General features: G+C 31.8%; 13 protein-coding genes and 3 pseudogenes. 14 read left to right on the forward strand and 2 right to left on the reverse strand.

All coding sequences use genetic code 11. From position 1 onward, the window contains the following. The first annotated feature begins 101 nt into the window (after positions 1–101). From O3646_RS05195 to O3646_RS05230, 8 genes are all read left to right on the forward strand, one after another. Positions 102–2,948, forward strand: a complete 2,847-nt coding sequence (locus O3646_RS05195) for a thiopeptide-type bacteriocin biosynthesis protein (RefSeq protein ID WP_371610639.1) — start codon at positions 102–104, stop codon at positions 2,946–2,948. Further along, positions 2,929–4,074, forward strand: a complete 1,146-nt coding sequence (locus O3646_RS05200) for a lanthionine synthetase LanC family protein (RefSeq protein ID WP_003010107.1) — start codon at positions 2,929–2,931, stop codon at positions 4,072–4,074. The genes O3646_RS05195 and O3646_RS05200 overlap by 20 nt, the downstream gene beginning before the upstream one ends. A gap of 9 nt (positions 4,075–4,083) precedes the next feature. After that, complete coding sequence (locus tag O3646_RS05205; RefSeq protein WP_371610640.1) at positions 4,084–5,694, forward strand: ATP-binding cassette domain-containing protein; 1,611 nt, start codon at positions 4,084–4,086, stop codon at positions 5,692–5,694. Between the two features lie 126 nt (positions 5,695–5,820). Further along, a complete protein-coding gene (gene pezA, locus O3646_RS05210; protein ID WP_371610641.1) occupies positions 5,821–6,297 on the forward strand; it encodes a type II toxin-antitoxin system antitoxin PezA in 477 nt (158 codons plus the stop codon). Further along, entirely contained in the window at positions 6,297–7,082 is a 786-nt protein-coding gene (pezT, locus tag O3646_RS05215) for a type II toxin-antitoxin system toxin PezT (RefSeq protein WP_371610642.1), read from the forward strand. The genes pezA and pezT overlap by 1 nt, the downstream gene beginning before the upstream one ends. Next, complete coding sequence (locus O3646_RS05220) at positions 7,072–9,111, forward strand: ATP-dependent endonuclease (protein WP_003010113.1); 2,040 nt, start codon at positions 7,072–7,074, stop codon at positions 9,109–9,111. The genes pezT and O3646_RS05220 overlap by 11 nt, the downstream gene beginning before the upstream one ends. After that, positions 9,093–11,015 (forward strand): UvrD-helicase domain-containing protein, encoded by a 1,923-nt coding sequence (locus tag O3646_RS05225; RefSeq protein WP_371610643.1) that lies wholly within the window; start codon positions 9,093–9,095, stop codon positions 11,013–11,015. Before O3646_RS05220 ends, O3646_RS05225 begins: the two co-directional genes overlap by 19 nt. Before the next feature lie 46 nt (positions 11,016–11,061). After that, a complete protein-coding gene (locus tag O3646_RS05230; protein WP_371610644.1) occupies positions 11,062–11,652 on the forward strand; it encodes a hypothetical protein in 591 nt (196 codons plus the stop codon). Positions 11,653–12,028: 376 nt separating this feature from the next. Here O3646_RS05230 and O3646_RS05235 read toward each other — a convergent pair whose 3' ends face one another. Both O3646_RS05235 and O3646_RS05240 read right to left on the reverse strand, forming a co-directional pair. Continuing rightward, on the reverse strand, positions 12,029–12,250 hold the full coding sequence (locus O3646_RS05235) for a tyrosine-type recombinase/integrase (protein ID WP_002893762.1): 222 nt from the start codon (positions 12,248–12,250) through the stop codon (positions 12,029–12,031). Between the two features lie 244 nt (positions 12,251–12,494). Then, on the reverse strand, positions 12,495–13,103 hold the full coding sequence (locus tag O3646_RS05240; protein ID WP_002893760.1) for a DUF1269 domain-containing protein: 609 nt from the start codon (positions 13,101–13,103) through the stop codon (positions 12,495–12,497). 350 nt (positions 13,104–13,453) lie between these two features. Here O3646_RS05240 and O3646_RS05245 point away from each other — a divergent pair. The 6 genes and pseudogenes from O3646_RS05245 to O3646_RS05270 all read left to right on the forward strand — a co-directional run. Then, a pseudogene (locus O3646_RS05245) lies at positions 13,454–13,597 on the forward strand (IS982 family transposase); the annotation flags it as partial. Between the two features lie 3 nt (positions 13,598–13,600). Further along, a pseudogene (locus O3646_RS05250) lies at positions 13,601–13,934 on the forward strand (diacylglycerol kinase family lipid kinase); the annotation flags it as partial. A gap of 148 nt (positions 13,935–14,082) precedes the next feature. Beyond that, positions 14,083–14,673 (forward strand): annotated as a pseudogene (locus O3646_RS05255) (transposase); the annotation flags it as partial. A gap of 180 nt (positions 14,674–14,853) precedes the next feature. Continuing rightward, entirely contained in the window at positions 14,854–15,132 is a 279-nt protein-coding gene (locus tag O3646_RS05260; RefSeq protein WP_002893755.1) for a DUF6110 family protein, read from the forward strand. Between the two features lies 1 nt (position 15,133). Beyond that, positions 15,134–17,197, forward strand: a complete 2,064-nt coding sequence (locus tag O3646_RS05265; RefSeq protein WP_002893754.1) for a heavy metal translocating P-type ATPase — start codon at positions 15,134–15,136, stop codon at positions 17,195–17,197. A gap of 299 nt (positions 17,198–17,496) precedes the next feature. Further along, entirely contained in the window at positions 17,497–18,111 is a 615-nt protein-coding gene (locus O3646_RS05270; RefSeq protein WP_070594807.1) for a CadD family cadmium resistance transporter, read from the forward strand. Positions 18,112–18,121 lie beyond the last annotated feature (10 nt).

The raw sequence follows: 18,121 nt of genomic DNA on the forward strand, positions 1-18,121 counted from the left end.
AAGTTGTTATAATGGGCTAAGTTCAGGATAACGATTTTAGATGTTTTTTTGCTATCAAATATCTTAATATTATAATTTTCAAATAAGTGTGAGGTGAAGTTATGAAATTATCTAGTGAAGTAATAGTCAGACAGTCAAATTTTAATTTTAAAGAATTAAAACCTATTTTAGAGCAGGTATCTACTTTTTTTGAAAATGAAGATTATATAAGAATAATTGAGATTGTAAAAAATAATAAAAAAATAAGAGATAGTATATTAGTATCTTCACCTGATTTTTTAAAATCCTGTTTTAATTTTGAAAAACTAAGTGATAAAAAGAAACGGAATGTTTGTTTAACGTTTTATAAATATCTAAATAGAATGTTATATCGAGCAACACCTTTTGGTATTTTTAGTAGTATTGGAAAAGCTATTACTAAAAATACTGATACTGAAACAAATTTTTTAATATCTGATTTTGAAACAAAAAAACATCTAAATTTTTCTTTAGAGATACAAGAGTATTTCTATGATAAATTGGTTACTAATATCGCATTCGTTAATCAATCCTCTATTTTATGTAAGGCGAATACAAGTATAAAAGAAACAAAGAATTATATTGATTATTTTCTTCCAAATATTTCTTTGGATGAACGAGAAGGTAATAAGATTCTCTTCCAGAAAAATAGAGTTTTAGAATTTATATACGAAAAGTCTTTAGAGGGAGTTTATTCAATTAGTAAACTAATTTCGTTAACAAAAGAAAAATTTTCGAACGATTTTTCAAACGAAATTATAGAATCTTTAATACTGGAGTTATTGAAAATAAGATTCATTTTGTTAGATGTATATCCGTTTGTATTATCTGAAGAATCTTTAAATGTGTTAAGAAACGATTCCAAATTACCAATTATAGATGAAATAGAGGCAGTTATTAATATAGGTAAAGAATTTAATGAATCTGGGAATATTGATATTCTAAAAAAAATAAGTTTTCATTTAGAAGATGCAAATAGACTGAATAAGTACAATATAACTCAAGAAATAGCGAATGAAATAGAATTCTTTTTATCAAATACTGATAAGAAACAAATTCAACATCTAGCACAGTTTGTATTTTCTAATTTCAATAAATCAGTATCAGATAGTAGACATAAGGTAAATATATACAAGGAAAAATTTTCAGAAAGATATGGCCACTATAGGGCAGTTTCTTTAATAGAAGTTTTTGATGAGATTTCTGGATTGGGTTCCCCATTTACTGAAGAGCTTATTATTGATAAATTAAAATATGATGAAATAAAATGGAAAAACGAATTAAAATTGGAATACTCCAAAAATCAATATGAGATTTTTGATTTATCAATTTTTTATGAGCATCAAAGAAATATAGAGGAGTTAGGATTTGATTTAAACTTTAATATTTATGATATTGATGGTAAGGTGAATTTAACACTTGGACGTTCGGCCTATTCAAGAAGTCCCAGATCATACCACGGAAGATTTGGTTTTTTAAATTTAGATGAGAACGACAATTACACTCATGGCTTAATTTATTACCCCAAAAATACCAAAATTAAAAATTTAGGAGTAGCTTTAGAAAATCAGTATCAATCGAATCTGGTAATTAATGGAATAAAAAAATCTTCAGAAGATTTAACTTTATCAGAAATATATTTGAAATTAACTAAAGACAATGAATTTATTTTGCAAGATGTCCACGGAAGAGTATTGAATATTGACATAAGAAGCATGATAAACCTAGACTTAACAAATGACTATATAAAGTTTATTGGATTATTATCTTCTAAAACAGACAAAATTGGTTCGTTACTTGGAATACTAGAATCGTTGAATGAGTTTCATCAGAAAAGAATAGTTTTTGAAGATATTGTACTCGTTCCAGAAAAATGGAATTTGACAAAAGATATGTTACTCTCGTATGATATTGAAGGAGTTATAAATTTATTTAATAGTTATTGTATACCTAAAAAAGTGAAGCTTATGATTGAAGATCAAGTATTGGTTTTGGATATCACTAAAAAGATAGATGTTGAACTATTTATTGATATTTTAAAGAAAGAAGGGAAAATTGAAGTCTATGAATGCTATGGAGAATGTTACACATATACAAATTTGGAATCTCTTGCAACTGAGTTGACATTTACTTTTTATAATCGTAGAGTAAGTAGTCATCAAATTCAACCTGTTATTGAAGTGAAAGATAGATTGCAAATTATGGAGAATAATTATGGATGGTTTTACGTGAAATTGTATACGTACAAAAATTTACAGGATCAATTGTTGACATATTTGAATAGATACTTTAAAGATATAACTATGAGTTGGTTTTATCTACGTTATTCGGATGATAGACCACATATAAGGTTCAGAATTTATATTGACTCTGAAAGTAAGTATAACTTATACGATATTTTTCATCTTGTTACAAGTTTATTAAGTAATGGGGTAATTGATGATTATTCTATTTGTCCATATGAAAGAGAATATGAGAGATACGGTATAAAAAACTATCCTTTGGTTGAAAAAATTTTTGAATTTGACTCGAAGCTTTGTCTTGATTTGTTAGAAAAAAGAAAAGAGTTATCTGATCTTAAGTTTAAATGGTTAATTGTTTATAGCTCGATAGAAATTTTTCAACAATTATTAAAACAAGTAAATAACTATGAATTTTTGTTTTATAAAAAAGGAGAACTAGAAGATAAAAATATTTTAAAATCTATAATTAGATTAAGTGATTCAAAAAATTTGAATTTAATTAAAAGTAATATAAATTTTAAAAAGCTTGTTGAGTTTATTGGTTTATTACATCTTGAAAATGTTGAACAACTATTAGACAGTCTATTACATATGCATTTTAATAGGTTGTTTGGTGATTTAGAGGTTGAGTCTAAATATAGAAATTATATTCTAGGAGTATTAAATTTTGAAATTAAGAGAAAATAAATTAATAAGAGATTGTTTAGAAAATTTTACAAATTATAATGACGTTAGTTTATTGGATGGTAGTTCAGGGTTCCTTTTGTTTCTATTAAACTTGTATTTAATAGAAAAAGATGATTTTTATGAACAGAAGGCGATAGAAGTACTATATCAAACGGATTTTAATTTCAGTATTTCGAACTATAATAGAGGGTTGTGGACTGGTGTCATAGGTTTATCTTATGTTATAAATTTGTGGGGAAGATATTCTTGCAACGATATATTTAAAAATTTAGATTTACAATTAACGGAAGCCTCTAAAAAGATTATAGACACTTATTTAAATGAAGAAATAAAGAACTATTCGGATTCTACTACTTATGATATTTTATATGGATTAGCAGGAATTATTATTTTTATTAAATATCATCCATTATTTAAAACTGAAAGAAATTTAGATCAATGTTTGTCGAAGTTAGTTAATAAAATTATTAAAAATAATGACAACTTTAAATTATTCTTTTCCAATTTTGAAAGTAAAGAAGCTAAGAATTTGGATAAAACAGTTATTATTAATTTAAGTTTATCTCATGGAATGGTTTCGTTACTGAATTCTTCCCTATTGTTAGACGGCATAGATATTATGGTGCCAAATAAGTTGAATATAATTTATCAAGATTTTATTGACAATATAGCTTGGATTCCAGAGTATGTAGAAGTAGATTTACAATGTAATAAAGATGTGAAATTTTTGTATAGTAGAGATAATGAAAATTTTTCGTGGTGTTATGGAGTATATGGACACTATATATTTCAAAGAAATAAGGGGCTAAATTTTTCTACTTATCTAAAAGATAGATTACTGGTTCGTGTGAATGAGTTTATTAATAATGAGACATTAGAGACAAATAATGTTTGTTTTTGTCACGGATTAGCGGGGCTACTTTATTCGTGTCATGATAGGTATTCAACTAAAGATATTCAGAAGTGTTGTAGGTTATTGGAAAGTAATTATTTCAATAACAAAGTACTGGATGAGTACAGTATATGGGGAGTATTAGATGGAAAAATAGGAATTTTATTATCTTATATTGCAATTAAATATCAAAGAAAAATAATTGGTGAAGAAATATTTGGAATTTTTAAGTGAGGCTGGGATATGACATTAAAAACTTATTTAATTAGATGCAAACGAAGTAATTCTATATGGTTGTTTTGGATTTTTATTAATTCATTATGTGTTTACTTAAATGGTATATTGAGTGCCAAAGCAATCTCTACAATTGTAAATTTTGATTTACAGGGATTTTTGTATTTAAGTGGAGCGATTTTAGCTGTAAATTTAATATGGGTATTGCAAATATATCAAAACTCAAAAGCAAGTGAAAAAGCCATACAAGAAATGTGTACCGAAATACGTAAAGATATTGTAAAAAGTATTGAAAGTAAGGGTGTAATACGTTTTGGCTCAAAAAGTGTTAGCGCCTATACCTCATGGCTGACAAATGATCTTAATACTATTCGAGATCTTGGCTTTGAAACACTTGAATTAATGATTAGTCAAGCATTAAATATCATTTTTGCAATTATTGCCTTTTTTAGTTTCCATTATTCATTATTGTTTACAATTTTGATATTCTTCATTCTAATGGTAAATCTCCCTAAAATATTTACAAAGAAAATGGAGAATAAAGCTGTTTACTTTACTGAGAAGAATGAAGAATTAGTTAAAGCAATTGATGATTCTTTAAGTGGATTTCGAATGTTATCCAATGCTAATCAACTTCATTTTTTAATGGTAAAAATTTTATCTTATTCAAAAAAATATTCGAAGTCCAGAGTTTCATATTCAAAAACCTTTGGTGGACTTATGTCTGTTCAAAATGGGACTAGTTTTGTGAGTCAAATTGCCATGTTGACCCACGCAGGGGTCTTATATTTTAACCGATTAATTCCGATTGGTGCTGTATCTTCTTCTCAATATTTTTCATCAATTATCTTTGCTGGCTTAACAGGCTTAACGGCAAATTACGCTGAGTTTAAAACTGTAAACAAAATATTTGAAAAATTTGAATTGGAAGGTGACCAAAGTATTAATGAAAGTAATGTTAATAAACAAACTTGGAAGAAATTTATAGATAAAGTAGAATTTCAATCGGTAACTATTGAACGTGACGGTAAGATTGTCTTAGATAATTTAAATGTTAAAATTGAAAAAAATAAGAAGTATGCAATATCAGGGTCATCTGGTTCAGGAAAATCAACTATATTAAAGGCTATTAATGGTGAAATCCCAATTTCGAAAGGCCACATCTTCTATGATAATATCGATTCAAAAAATATGAATTTCAAGGATCTTCATGAAAATATTTCTTATGTTAGTTTGGAAGATCATATTTTTAACGAATCCATTTTATTTAATTTGACATTAGGCCGAGAAATAGAAGATTCAAAAATCAAAAGAGCATTGGAATTATTTTATTTAAGAGACTGGATTAATGGATTGAGTCATGGATTGGAAACTACTTTATCGGAAATTAGCCAAGACATTTCTAGTGGACAGAAGCAACGAATTAGTCTAGCTAGAGCTTATCTTGAAGAAAAACCAATTTTAATTATTGATGAGGCAACTGATGCGATTGATAAAGAAAGACGGTATCAAATTGAGAAACATCTATTCTCAATGACAGAAAAAACTGTTATTTTTGTAAGCCATCATCTAGATGAAAATATAAGATCTCTTTTTGATAAAATTATATATTTGGATTAGTTTTAACATACTGAGATCAGTAGGTTAGATTGAAGAAAGATTCATCTACCAGATTTAAAAACGCACCATTTTTGGTGCGTTTTTAAATTTTGTGCTATAATAGAAATAAATAAAAGGAGGGCCCTCATGATCGGAGAAAATATTAAAGCGTTACGTAAAACACATGACCTAACCCAGCCTGAGTTCGCAAAGATTGTTGGTATCTCTCGAAATAGCCTGAGTCGTTATGAAAACGGGACAAGTTCAGTTTCGACAGAATTAATAGATCGTATTTGTCAGAAATTTAATGTTTCCTATATCGATATTGTAGGAGAGGAAAAGATGCTCACGCCAGTAGAAGATTACCAGCTCACTCTAAAAATTGAAGTAATTAAAGAACGAGGGGCGAATATCTTAGCGCAACTTTATCGTTTTCAAGATGAACAAGGAATTTCATTTGATGATACTTCTAATCCTTGGGTTCTAATGAGCGATGATTTGTCTGATTTGCTGAACACGAAGATTTACCTTGTGGGGACTTTTGAGGAAGTAGAGCGATATAATGGCTATTTGGACGGCATTGAACGGATGCTAGAACAAGCCAGTCATCTGGTGGTGGCCTAATGAAACTAGAAGAATTTAGTCAAGGTGATTTTGAACGAGCATCCAGACGACTCGTTCGTTCTTTAACTCGTGGTAAAACAACTTCGTCTCATCCCAAGGCTATTTTGCTCGGTGGACAGAGTGGTGCTGGTAAGACAACGATTCATCGTGTGAAACAAAGGGAATTTCAAGGCAATATCATTATCATTGATGGAGATAGTTATCGCTCTTTTCATCCGAACTACCTTGACCTACAGGAAAAGTATGGCAAAGATAGTGTGGATTATACCAAAGTATTTGCGGGAAAAATGGTTGAATATCTCGTAGATGAATTGAGTAAACAAGGTTATCATTTGTTAATCGAGGGCACCTTGAGAACAACAGAAGTTCCTAGAAAAACGGCCCAATTATTGGCAACTAGAGGTTACCAAGTCTCACTTGCACTGATTGCGACCAAGCCTGAATTGTCCTATCTCAGCACTTTGATACGTTATGAAGAGCTCTATGCTATAAATCCTAGTCAAGCCAGAGCAACTCCTAAAGCACACCATGATGGAATTGTAGAAAATTTGGTTGAGAATTTACGGGAGTTGGAAAAGGATCAGCTTTTTAGACAAATTCAAATTTATCAAAGAGATCAATCGTGCGTTTATGATTCGCAAGTAGATCAAACCTCAGCAGCAGAAATTCTACAAGAATGCCTCTTCGGAAAATGGAGTAAGGTGGAGGAAGAGATGTTTAAGATGGGGCAGGAACGGTTGAGAGAATTAATGGAAATGAAAAAAGGGATAATTGATGGAAATTAAAAAAATCTATATTCAACATTATCGTTCATTAAACGATTTTTCTTTAGAGTTAAAAAATGATTTATCCTTAATTGTGGGTAAAAACAATTGTGGCAAGACTTCGGTTTTATCTGTGTTAGAAAAAATATTCAATAAAAATTCCAATCGCAATTTGGTATGGGAAGATATTAATTTAAATCATAGGAGGGAAATCTTTGAGAATATAAAGAGAGTCTCTGATATTCCTGATTCGGAATTATCGTCTATTTTAGGGATTAATCTTCAAATTTGGATTCAATACTCAGAATTAGATTCTTATCAAAATATCCAAGGATTTATGATGGATTTAAATCCCGAAAATAATTTTATTATTCTTGAATTTTCGTATATAATTCCTACTCAAAAGCTTCGCGAGATAAGTAGTTTGACTTGTGATTTTGCAGATGATTTTTCAAAATTTGAATCATTTATGAAGAAAAATCTGAATAAATTTTTCGAAATACAGATTTATTCACGTGGATATAATCCTATTACTCAAGCAATGACAGAAGAAAAGTCTGATTTACATGAAATGAAAGATGTTCATAAAATTATTAAAGTAAGAGGGATTAGTGCTAGTCGAGAAGTATCTAATAAAGAAAATAACCATTCATTATCTAAGACATCAAATCGATTTTATAAATTAAATAATGGCGAAGAAATTAACAGTAAAGCAAATAATTTACTGCAATCTGCTATTTTAAAGGCAGATGAAACTTTAACCAGAGCATATAGTGGTGATGATAGCGTCGAAGGAATTTTTACTTCAGTCTTTGAACGCGTCAAAAGATTTGGTGGAAATGATAGTGAAGCAGAATTAGCAATTCATTCATCACTATCTGAGAAAGATATTTTAAGCAATAATACGACATTGTATTATAAGCATGACGATAGTCTATTACCTGAAACATATAATGGTTTGGGATATTTAAATTTATATGGAATTATTTTTGAAATTGAAACTTTAATGGCAGATATAAAAAGCGAACCTGCTGATATTAACCTAATATATATTGAAGAACCAGAATCACATACACATCCACAATTACAGTATATTTTTATCAAGAATATTAAAGATTTGCTAAAGGAACACAATGATGAACTAAAAGAAAGTGGAGATTTTAGTTGTATTCAAACTTTAATTACAACTCATTCCTCTCATATAGTTTCTGATTGTAACTTTGATGATCTAATTTATTTTAAACGTGATAACGGTACAGCAGTATCAAAGGCTTTTAATTCATTGAAAGAAGAATATGGTGATGAACAACTAGGATATAAATTTGTAAAGCAGTACCTTACTCTCAATAGTAGTGAATTATTTTTTGCTGATAAAGTCATTTGTGTTGAAGGTGATACAGAAAGGATTTTAATTCCTACGATGATGCAAAAGGTAGATACAACCAATCCAATAAATCAAGCTTCTAATACAATGCCATTGCTTTCTCAAAATATTTCAATCATTGAAACAGGTGCCCATTCACAAGTGTTTAGGAAGTTATTTGATTTTTTAGGAATAAAAGTATTGATAATTACGGATATTGATCCAGCAAATAAAAATGAAAATAATCGCTTAACTTCTTGCTCAGCAGTAGATGCTACCTCTACGACAAATGCTTCAATTAAAAATTTTTTTGATATTTCTGGAGATGAAGTTTTTTCAATAGTAGCTCAAAAGAGTTTGGCAGAAAAAATAACATCAGATGGTAGAATTCGTATTGCATATCAAATTCCCGAAGATGAAAATGGTTATCAGCCTGCTAGTTTTGAGGATGCTTTTATCAGTTTAAATAAACAATTCATTATTGATCAAAAAGCTGGTTTTATTCAATTTGAAGCTTTAAAAGACTTTGATGATAGTGAAATAGAAGATTTCTATAAATTTGCTAGGGATAAAGTAAACAAAAAATCTGCATTTGCATCAAGTTTATTATATTTTGAAGGTGAAGAAAATACTTGGAAAGTACCTAAATATATTTCGGAGGGATTATTATGGTTGAGAAAACAGTAGAACCAGAGGTAGAAAAAGTATTTGAAGTAATAAAACAAGGTCAAAATTTTATCCTTGAGGGTGGTGCTGGGAGTGGGAAAACTTATTCATTAATTTCCATTATTGAAAAAATATCTATGGAAGAACCAAAAAAATCGATTGTATGCATTACTTATACTAACAATGCTGTTGCAGAGATTAGATCTAGAATCATTAATGATAATTTACGGGTTTCAACTATTCACGATTTTATATGGCATGTCATTAAAAATTTCCAAAAAGAGATTAAAGAATGTCTTGTTGAGTTAATAAATGATGATGAACAAATTCTATTCGTTGCTCCAAAGGAAGTATTAGGTGAGGAACTTATTTCGCTTGATTACTTTGATAGTGTTCGTGTTGAATATACTGAATGGTATTCTATGAGCATAACTGAGCAAAATAAAGTTCAAATAAGTCATGACCATGTTCTTATAGTTGCTGAAAAAATGTTTTCTAAATATAAGAAGTTGAGTGATATTTTAAAGGATACTGCAAACTATATTTTTGTTGACGAGTATCAAGATACGAGTCCCTTAGTTGTAAAAATTTTATTAGAGCATCTCAGAAAGAGTACTAGAGATAATATTGTAGGTTTTTTTGGAGATTCAATGCAGGCTATCTATGACTCAGGAGTGGGAAACATAGATTCCTATGGTCTTGAAAAAATACAAAAAAATCAAAATAGACGTAATCCACGAAAAGTTATTAATTTAGCAAATAAATTTAGAAGCGATGGATTAGTTCAGATTCCTTCTAGTGATGTAGCGGCTCCAAACATGAATAATGGTAATGTAATTGAAGGAACGGTGAAATTCATTTATGGTGATGGTATTACCCACCTTGAAGATCTTAGAAATAGCGAACTATTTAAAGAATTAGAGTTTGATATACCACAGAAAACAAAGGAATTGCGATTAACACACAAACTTAATGCAGAAACGGCTGGGTTTTCTAAACTATTTGAATTGTATAGTTCTGATTTGCTTGTGAAATTAATTACAGATATGAAGAAAAAATTTAATGCAAGTGAGTTAGTTGATAAAGGAAAAACTTTTGAAGAATTAGTAGAAGAAGCTCAAATTGTTGTTAGAAAGGGTGGTCCATTAATAATTGATATTGTCAAATCTATTCCAGAACTTTTAGCCATTTACGAAGAAATTAAGACATTTTCATTTGAAGAAGTGATTAGTAAGAGTAAAGTTAATAAAGATTCTTTATTGGCCTATAAATTTAATGGTTTAAGTAGTAGATATGAGGCGGGTACAGATAGAGATAGGATTCTTCAAAGATTAGATCTAATCTTTGAACTAATAGAACTATATAAAATAGGTAAGCATAACGAATTTTTGCGTATTACTTGCTTTAAAATAACTTCGTCCGCTGATAAAATTAATCTATCTAAAATTATGGAAGAAATCTCTGATAATGATATTACAATTGGAAAAGTCATAAAACTTGCAGAGAGAACTGGATTAATTCCAAAGGACGACTTATTTACTAATTTTATAGAAAATAAGGGCTATTATTTATGGTTACGCCTTGAGAAATTACCATTTCAAGAATATGTAAATAGTATTGCTTATCTTAGAGAATATGTATCTGTCATAACTCAGCATAAGGTTAAAGGCAGTGAATATGAGAATGTCTTAGTTTTGTTAGATAATGGAAGATGGAATCAATATAATTTTAATTCTATATTTGGTAAAGGTTCATCTAATGAGAAGGTTCAAAACAGAACTAAGAAACTATTTTATGTTACAATCACTAGAGCAATGAAAAACTTAATTGTTTATATGCCATGTAATGACCAACAGATTCTTGAAAAAGCTAAAGATTATTTTGAACAGAGTGATATTGTTGATGTTCTGTCATTAGTTGATTAGTAAATAAACTTTAACAATTGTTGAACTGAAAGTTGAAGGAGCAATTATGATTACATTGGAAAATGATTTACTTGAATTTGATATTACAGGAATTTTAGGCTATGAAATCAATCAACATATTGATTTTTATAATACTGGAGTAGAAGAAGCTTATGTGGCAATAAAAAATAAAGATGACAGTACAGCACTGTCCATTTTAAGAATATTAAAATCACAACTAGATATGGAGTATAAGTATTTTGATTCTAAAAGGTTTTGGGATTTTGGTCAATTAAATGATGCTTACAGTTATGTTGATGGTATAAATAGAGCTAGTCGAGCATTGGTGGGAGCACCCAATTATCGAAATATGAAATCTATGCTCTATGACATTCAAGATTATATGGCTAGAACAAGATTTGACGATGATAGGTATTATGGAAATGTATTCGCTTTAGCTGTTGACAAATATTTAGATGAGATGACAACCTCGGAACGTCATTCGCGTTTTGGAATATTCCTTCAAGGGATTAGAACGTTTTACCATCGACCAGGAAAAGGCACAGCAAAACAATGCCTTAGTCTATCTAAAGGTCTCGCTTATAAAGATATAGAACCTTTTATCTTCGTAGAGTATATTGAGAGATATTTGAGATAATTTATAATGCACTCCGTATATCAAATGTACAAAACAATAACAATTCAAATGGTGTGAACTTTTTGGTAAAATCTAGCTCAATTTGTGTATTTTTAGGGTAAAATTCACACCATTCAAATGAAATATATTCAAATTAGATGAAATTATTCTTTCTGAAAACGTGGGAAAACATTGATTTTAAGCGGATATTGAAACTTATTCAAATAAAAGTGTTTCCAACCAGGTCTTAAGAAAGCTCGTAAAGCATCACAATTCTCAAAACGTTAATCAATACGATTATATCAACGTTTACAGACATTCAAGAATTATTTCTTGGATGTCTTTTTTGTTTCAAAAAATCAAAGTTCACCCCAAAATTCACCCCATATTCACCCCATCAATTTTTTAAACTACGAAAAGCAATATCACCTACAGTCTGATTGACTTTATCTTTGATATTAACGTAAGTTTTTGTAATCTCTTTATCACTATGAGTAAGAGCTTCTGAGAAGGCTTCAAGAGAAACACCTGCTTGTTTAGCAAGAGTAGCACCAGTATGTCTTAGTTTGTGTGGTGATGCTGGTGCTAATTCGGGATGTCTTCGTCTGACTGATTTCATCTTGATAAAACTTAAAATTTTTCTAATTATAACGAAGCATAGTCAAAAAGCTATGACCTCTATATTCACAAAAAAATCCAGACCAATACTAGTCCAGATTTCTTGTCTATTAAACATTCTTTTCAAAGAATGGAAGAACGGCTGTAACGGCTTTGTCAACGCAATTATTTAACTGTGAGAATCCGACGCACATAAATTTTAAATGGCGTCTCAGTCACATTTAAATTTATGAGACGCTTAGACGTTAGGCTTTCAATTTGTCAAATTTTGCTTTGACATTTGCCTTGAATTCTTCAAGTTTAGCCTTGCGTTCGGCTTTACGTTCAGCCTTCATTTGTGCACGTGCCTGGTTGTAGAGGTCTTCTTGGACTTGCAGAGCTGCTTCGATTTCGGCTACGACGGTTGCTACATCCCAACGCACGATTTGGGTGTCGTACTTGGTGAAGTAAGCATCGATGACTGCTTCGTTGTTTTCTTGCACCAAGGCGACAACGGCTGTTTCGCCGTCGATCAATTTTTGAGACACAACGTCAATCAAGCCAGCTTCTGCCGTATCAACGGTATCACCAGCAGCCAAACCATAGAGGCTGCCAATACCATAACCAAACAAGACGCCGATAGGACCACCCAAAAGCCCGATAACTGCACCGAGCAAGCCACCTTCTAGGGTTGCATCCGTCGTTGAATCTTCAAAGTCATAGCGTTCTTTTTCAACGATGTGACCGTTTTCATTTTTGACCAAGGCGATTTGAGCAACCTTGGTCGTCTGAGTTTGGCGGAAAGCCTTCAAATCCGCAAAGGACTGATAAGCTTCGCTTTCAGTGTTAAAGACTGAAACTACTAGGTTTTCCATAGTTAGTACCTCTTTTCTAAATATATACGTTCATTATAATACAGTTTCAATCACTTTTCAATCATTTTAGTGCGACATTTTAATTGATATGTCGCGTTTATCAGCGTCAAAGAACAGTTTCAGGCAGCGGTATATCTTTGCCATATCCCAGCCCAGACACTCTGGCGACTCTGAGTGATTATCAAGAAAGGCGTCCAGCAACATCTTAAAGCCTCCCGTGCAAAAAGTAAATAAATAGTGTTTTTCCTGTATGCCTGTCACACGGCTAAAAGACCGCTTGACCAAATCTTCCAGAAAATTATAGCAGATATTATGTACCAGCTCTGTGTAGCGAGTCTGATGAGCGTGCCGAATCACATCGACACTTTTATAGAATCTGCCAACTGTTTCCTTATGGTCGAATCCTTGAAAGAAGTCGCTTTATTCGTCGGTCAAGACAATTAATTTGGCTGGTGCAACTGATTCACCAAGCTATGAACAAGCAATTATTACCTTTTGAAAGCAAAAATGGCAATTATGAAGGTGAAGCTACTCAGGTCTTAGTTCTTCTATCCAATTACTATGCAGACAAAAAACTATTTGATGAAAATACAGATGAATATGGAAATATCTTGATTTTAAAGGATTCATCCATCATTTCTAAATTATCGGCTATCCCAGATTTATTAAAAAGGGGATCTAGTAGGTAACAATAATATCGAATATATCAAAGTACGCAATATTAGGATTTCTTCAGAGGTTGAGTTAGAGTCAGATGTTGATGGGGATAAGTCGGATAATCTGCCAATAGATATAAAAATACTAGAAAACAGGCTTGAAAAAGGCTCGTAAAGCTAGCCAGTTCTCTAAACGTTAATTCGTTGCTGGACAGCAGAATACAAACGAAAACACTTTGCATCTTGCAAGGTGTTTTTTTCTATGAGAACTGGCGGTGCGCAATTAGGATAGCTCTAGCGACTTTAGTCGCATAGAGATATGCTATGCACAGTTGCCTCAAGAAAACAATGCTTCTTGGTCCACCCTGTTAGACAAGCTTCAAAACCAAGGAATCCAACAGATTTCTCTTGTAGTTACAGATGGCTTTAAGGGGCTTGAGTAGATTATCAGTCAGGCTCACCCATTAGCTAAACAACAATGTTGCTTAATTCATATTAGTCGAAATCTAGCTAGTAAAGTGAAACGAGCAGATAGAGCGGTTATTCTGGGGCAATTTATAATGATTTATCGTGCTGAAAATTTAGAAATGGCAGGACAAGCTTTAGAGGACTTTCTCGCCGAATGGAAACCAAAGTATAGGAAAGTCATGGAAAGTCTGGAGAAGACGGATAATCTTTTAACTTTTTATCAGTTTCCCTACCAGATTTGGCACAGCATGTATTCGACAAACCTCATTGAGTCTCTTAACAAAGAAATCAAACATCAAACGAAAAAGAAGGTTCTTTTTCCTAATGAGGAGGCTCTGGAACGTTACTTAGTTACGTTGTTTGAAGATTATAATTTCAAGCAAAGTCAACGAATCCATAAAGGGTTTGGTCAATGTTCTGATACACTTGAAAGCTTATTTAATTAACACTCCGTAACTCTACTTAAGTGTTTACACATAATTATTTACAGTATCAAAAAATAAAGTATATTGTTTTCATCATAATATAATTAAATATCAGTATAGAGAATTTTATCTATATATCAGATATCAGCAATTGCTTTTGCTGTCATTTTTCGCTACAATAGTTACAAGGAGGAAATAAACATGTTAAAAGAAGTATTAAACGTCGCAAAAGTTGCGAAAAAATCATCTCTCTTCTTAGGAGGGGTAGCATTTGGGACGCTTGGCTTGAAAGTCTTAGCAAGTAAAGAAGCTAAGAAAGGCTATTCTAAGGCCTTGGCTAAAGCTTACAAATTGAAAGATGGACTGGATGCATCTGTTTCTGTTGTAAAACAACACGGTGATGATGTTTTACAAGACGCTAAATATTTATACGAACAGGAAAAGAAAGAAGAACAATTAGATAGCCTGACAGGTGAATAATATGTCTTTTAAAGTGCTACACAGAGGATATCAACATATCCGATTATCGTCCTCGTTTTCACTGACCTTGGATATTCAAGATTATCTTCGTTCCTTGGCTAAAGATGAAAAAGGGATCGACTCTATTCAGTTTTATATGGATCAGCAGCACTTTACTCTACGTATGAAAGAAGGCTTCTCTGTATTAGAAAATGCAGAGGCCTTTTTAAAAAAAATTGACAAGGGGAAAGTTTCGGACTTGATGACTCTTCCCATTCGTAGAGAAGAGAGTGCTTATTCAATTGTATCGGGTGCAGCGATTAAGCGTTTGCTGTTTCGAAGTTTTGTACCCTACCCTATTCGTTATATTTGGACTTGTTATCAGGCTTTGGGTTATGTCAAAGAAGCCTATCAAACTTTAGCGCGCAAGGAACTAACCATGGAGGTCTTGGACTGTTCGGCCATTTTGTTGTCCTTGTTTATGAACCAATCCAAGACAGCTAGCAACATCATGTTTATGCTTGATTTGGGTAATCATCTGGATCAGTGGTCTTTAAAAAAAACAGCAACAGATTTGGAACAAAGCCTTCTTGCTAAAGAAAGTGATGTTTTCTTAGTGCGGGGAGACATGGTCATCAGCATCAAGAGTTCTGATGTTCAAGTAGGTGATGTATTAGTTGTCTCCCAAGGTAATGAAATCTTGTTTGACGGCCAAGTGGTTTCAGGATTAGGCATGGTCAATGAGAGTTCCTTGACTGGAGAGAGCTTCCCTGTTGAAAAGAAAGAGGGAGATTCTGTATGTGCGAATACTGTTTTGGAAACAGGAGAGTTAAGAATTCGTGTGACTGATAATCAGATAAACAGTCGTATTTTGCAACTCATCAATCTGATGAAAAAATCTGAAGAGAGTAAGAAGACAAAACAACGTCATTTTATTAGGATGGCAGACAAGGTTGTAAAATATAACTTCTTAGGTGCTGGTTTGACTTATCTGTTAACAGGTTCGTTTTCAAAAGCCATTTCCTTTTTATTGGTGGATTTTTCATGTGCTCTAAAAATATCCACACCTGTAGCCTACCTTACGGCCATAAAGGAAGGTCTAAATCGAGAAATGGTTATTAAAGATGGTGATGTATTAGAAAAATATCTGGAAGTGGATACTTTCTTGTTTGATAAAACGGGTACCATCACGACGAGTTATCCTTTGGTTGAAAAGGTTCTTCCTTTCGGAGATTATACTGAGAAAGATATTTTAAGAATAAGTGCATGTTTGGAGGAACATATCTATCATCCTATTGCCAATGCAATTGTTAAACAAGCTGAAATTGAAGGCATTGAACACGAAGAAATGCATGGCAAGCTTCAGTATGTTGCAAGCAAAGGGATTAAATCGCAAATTGATGGTCAATCGGTTGTCATTGGAAATTATGTACTAATGCAAGACGAACAGGTAAGAATTAGTTCTGAGCAGCTGGCCTTGATTGAGCAATATAAGACTCATTACAATTTATTGTTTTTGGCTTATAAGAAAGAATTAATTGGGATGTTTTGTATCCACACTCCCTTGAGAAGCGAGGCGAAAGTTGCATTGAAAAAGCTAAAGCGCCAAGGGAAAAAACTGATTCTGGCAACTGGTGATACGTTGGCTAGAACAGAAGAGTTGGTTAAAGATCTGCCATTTGACAACGTTTATACTGATTTAAAACCAGATGGTAAGTTTCAGTTGGTTCAGGAATTACAGAAAGCTGGCCGAACTATTTTGATGGTTGGAGACGGGTTAAACGACTCTGCTGCCTTGACGCTTGCAGATATTGGGGTTGTGATGAATGAAAGTGCTGATATTTCTAAGCAGATGAGTGATATTTTATTATTAGATAATCGTTTAGATTTCTTCGAGGAATTGAATTCTTTATCTGAATCGTTGCAGAAATTAATTCAAAGAAATATTCAAGAAACAGTTGTAATAAATGGAAGTTTAATTGGATTTGGGTTGTTAAATTGGTTAAGCCCATCTAATCTTTCGATATTGCACAATCTGACTACTTTAAGAATCGTCCTTCGTAGTCTTTCTATTAAAAGTAGGTAAGAGACCGAGAAGCTGAGGTTATAAAAACTAAAAGGAGTTGTCTCATTTGAGAATAACGGCTCTTTGTCAACTGTAGTGGGTTGGTGGAAAATTATACCCTGGAGAGGACCAAATTGGTTCTCTCCTTTTAAATATTGAAAAAACCATTGGCAGTGGACATACTTTAAGACTATATATTTCTGAAACTAGTTTCACAATACAAATATTGACATGCAATTATTAATTGGTGGATTTTAAGTTGACATCTACAAAGTTTAATGTTAAAATACATTCAAAAATATATTTGAATGAGGTGTTTTATGATTCAAAATATTGTTACTTCAATAATCCTGTATTCTGGGACAGCCGTAGACTTACTTATTATCCTAATGTTATTTTTTGCCAAAAGAAAAAGCAGAAAAGACATCATTAACATCTATTTAGGACAATTTCTAGGCTCTGTTAGTCTAATATTGCTAAGTTTACTTTTTGCATTTGTCTTAAATTATATTCCTAGTAAAGAGATTTTAGGTTTGCTCGGTTTGATTCCAATTTTCCTAGGACTCAAAGTTTTGCTTTTAGGAGATTCTGATGGAGAAGCTATTGCAAAAGATGGTTTGCGCAAAGATGATAAAAACCTGATTTTTCTAGTCGCTATGATTACTTTTGCAAGTTGTGGCGCTGACAATATTGGTGTCTTTGTCCCATATTTTACCACCTTAAATTTAGCGAATTTGATAGTGACTTTACTTACTTTTCTAGTCATGATTTATCTCTTGGTTTTTTCTGCCCAAAAATTAGCACAAGTCCCTTCTGTTGGAGAAACTTTGGAAAAATATAGCAGATGGTTTATTGCCGTTGTCTATTTAGGATTGGGGATGTATATCCTGATTGAAAACAACAGCTTTGACATGCTATGGGCTGTGTTAGGCTAGGAGAAAAAAT

Source organism: Streptococcus sp. 27098_8_148, assembly GCF_041432105.1.
Classification (GTDB): domain Bacteria; phylum Bacillota; class Bacilli; order Lactobacillales; family Streptococcaceae; genus Streptococcus; species Streptococcus parasanguinis_AE.

Bases quoted from the DNA above. Each gene is read 5' to 3' on its own strand.
- O3646_RS05270 (WP_070594807.1), top strand. From the start codon at position 17,497: ATGATTCAAAATATTGTTACTTCAATAATCCTGTATTCTGGGACAGCC.
- pezA (WP_371610641.1), top strand. From the start codon at position 5,821: ATGATCGGAGAAAATATTAAAGCGTTACGTAAAACACATGACCTAACC.
- O3646_RS05235 (WP_002893762.1), bottom strand. From the start codon at position 12,250: ATGAAATCAGTCAGACGAAGACATCCCGAATTAGCACCAGCATCACCA.
- O3646_RS05240 (WP_002893760.1), bottom strand. From the start codon at position 13,103: ATGGAAAACCTAGTAGTTTCAGTCTTTAACACTGAAAGCGAAGCTTAT.
- O3646_RS05205 (WP_371610640.1), top strand. From the start codon at position 4,084: ATGACATTAAAAACTTATTTAATTAGATGCAAACGAAGTAATTCTATA.
- pezT (WP_371610642.1), top strand. From the start codon at position 6,297: ATGAAACTAGAAGAATTTAGTCAAGGTGATTTTGAACGAGCATCCAGA.
- O3646_RS05230 (WP_371610644.1), top strand. From the start codon at position 11,062: ATGATTACATTGGAAAATGATTTACTTGAATTTGATATTACAGGAATT.
- O3646_RS05265 (WP_002893754.1), top strand. From the start codon at position 15,134: ATGTCTTTTAAAGTGCTACACAGAGGATATCAACATATCCGATTATCG.
- O3646_RS05220 (WP_003010113.1), top strand. From the start codon at position 7,072: ATGGAAATTAAAAAAATCTATATTCAACATTATCGTTCATTAAACGAT.
- O3646_RS05260 (WP_002893755.1), top strand. From the start codon at position 14,854: ATGTTAAAAGAAGTATTAAACGTCGCAAAAGTTGCGAAAAAATCATCT.
- O3646_RS05225 (WP_371610643.1), top strand. From the start codon at position 9,093: ATGGTTGAGAAAACAGTAGAACCAGAGGTAGAAAAAGTATTTGAAGTA.
- O3646_RS05195 (WP_371610639.1), top strand. From the start codon at position 102: ATGAAATTATCTAGTGAAGTAATAGTCAGACAGTCAAATTTTAATTTT.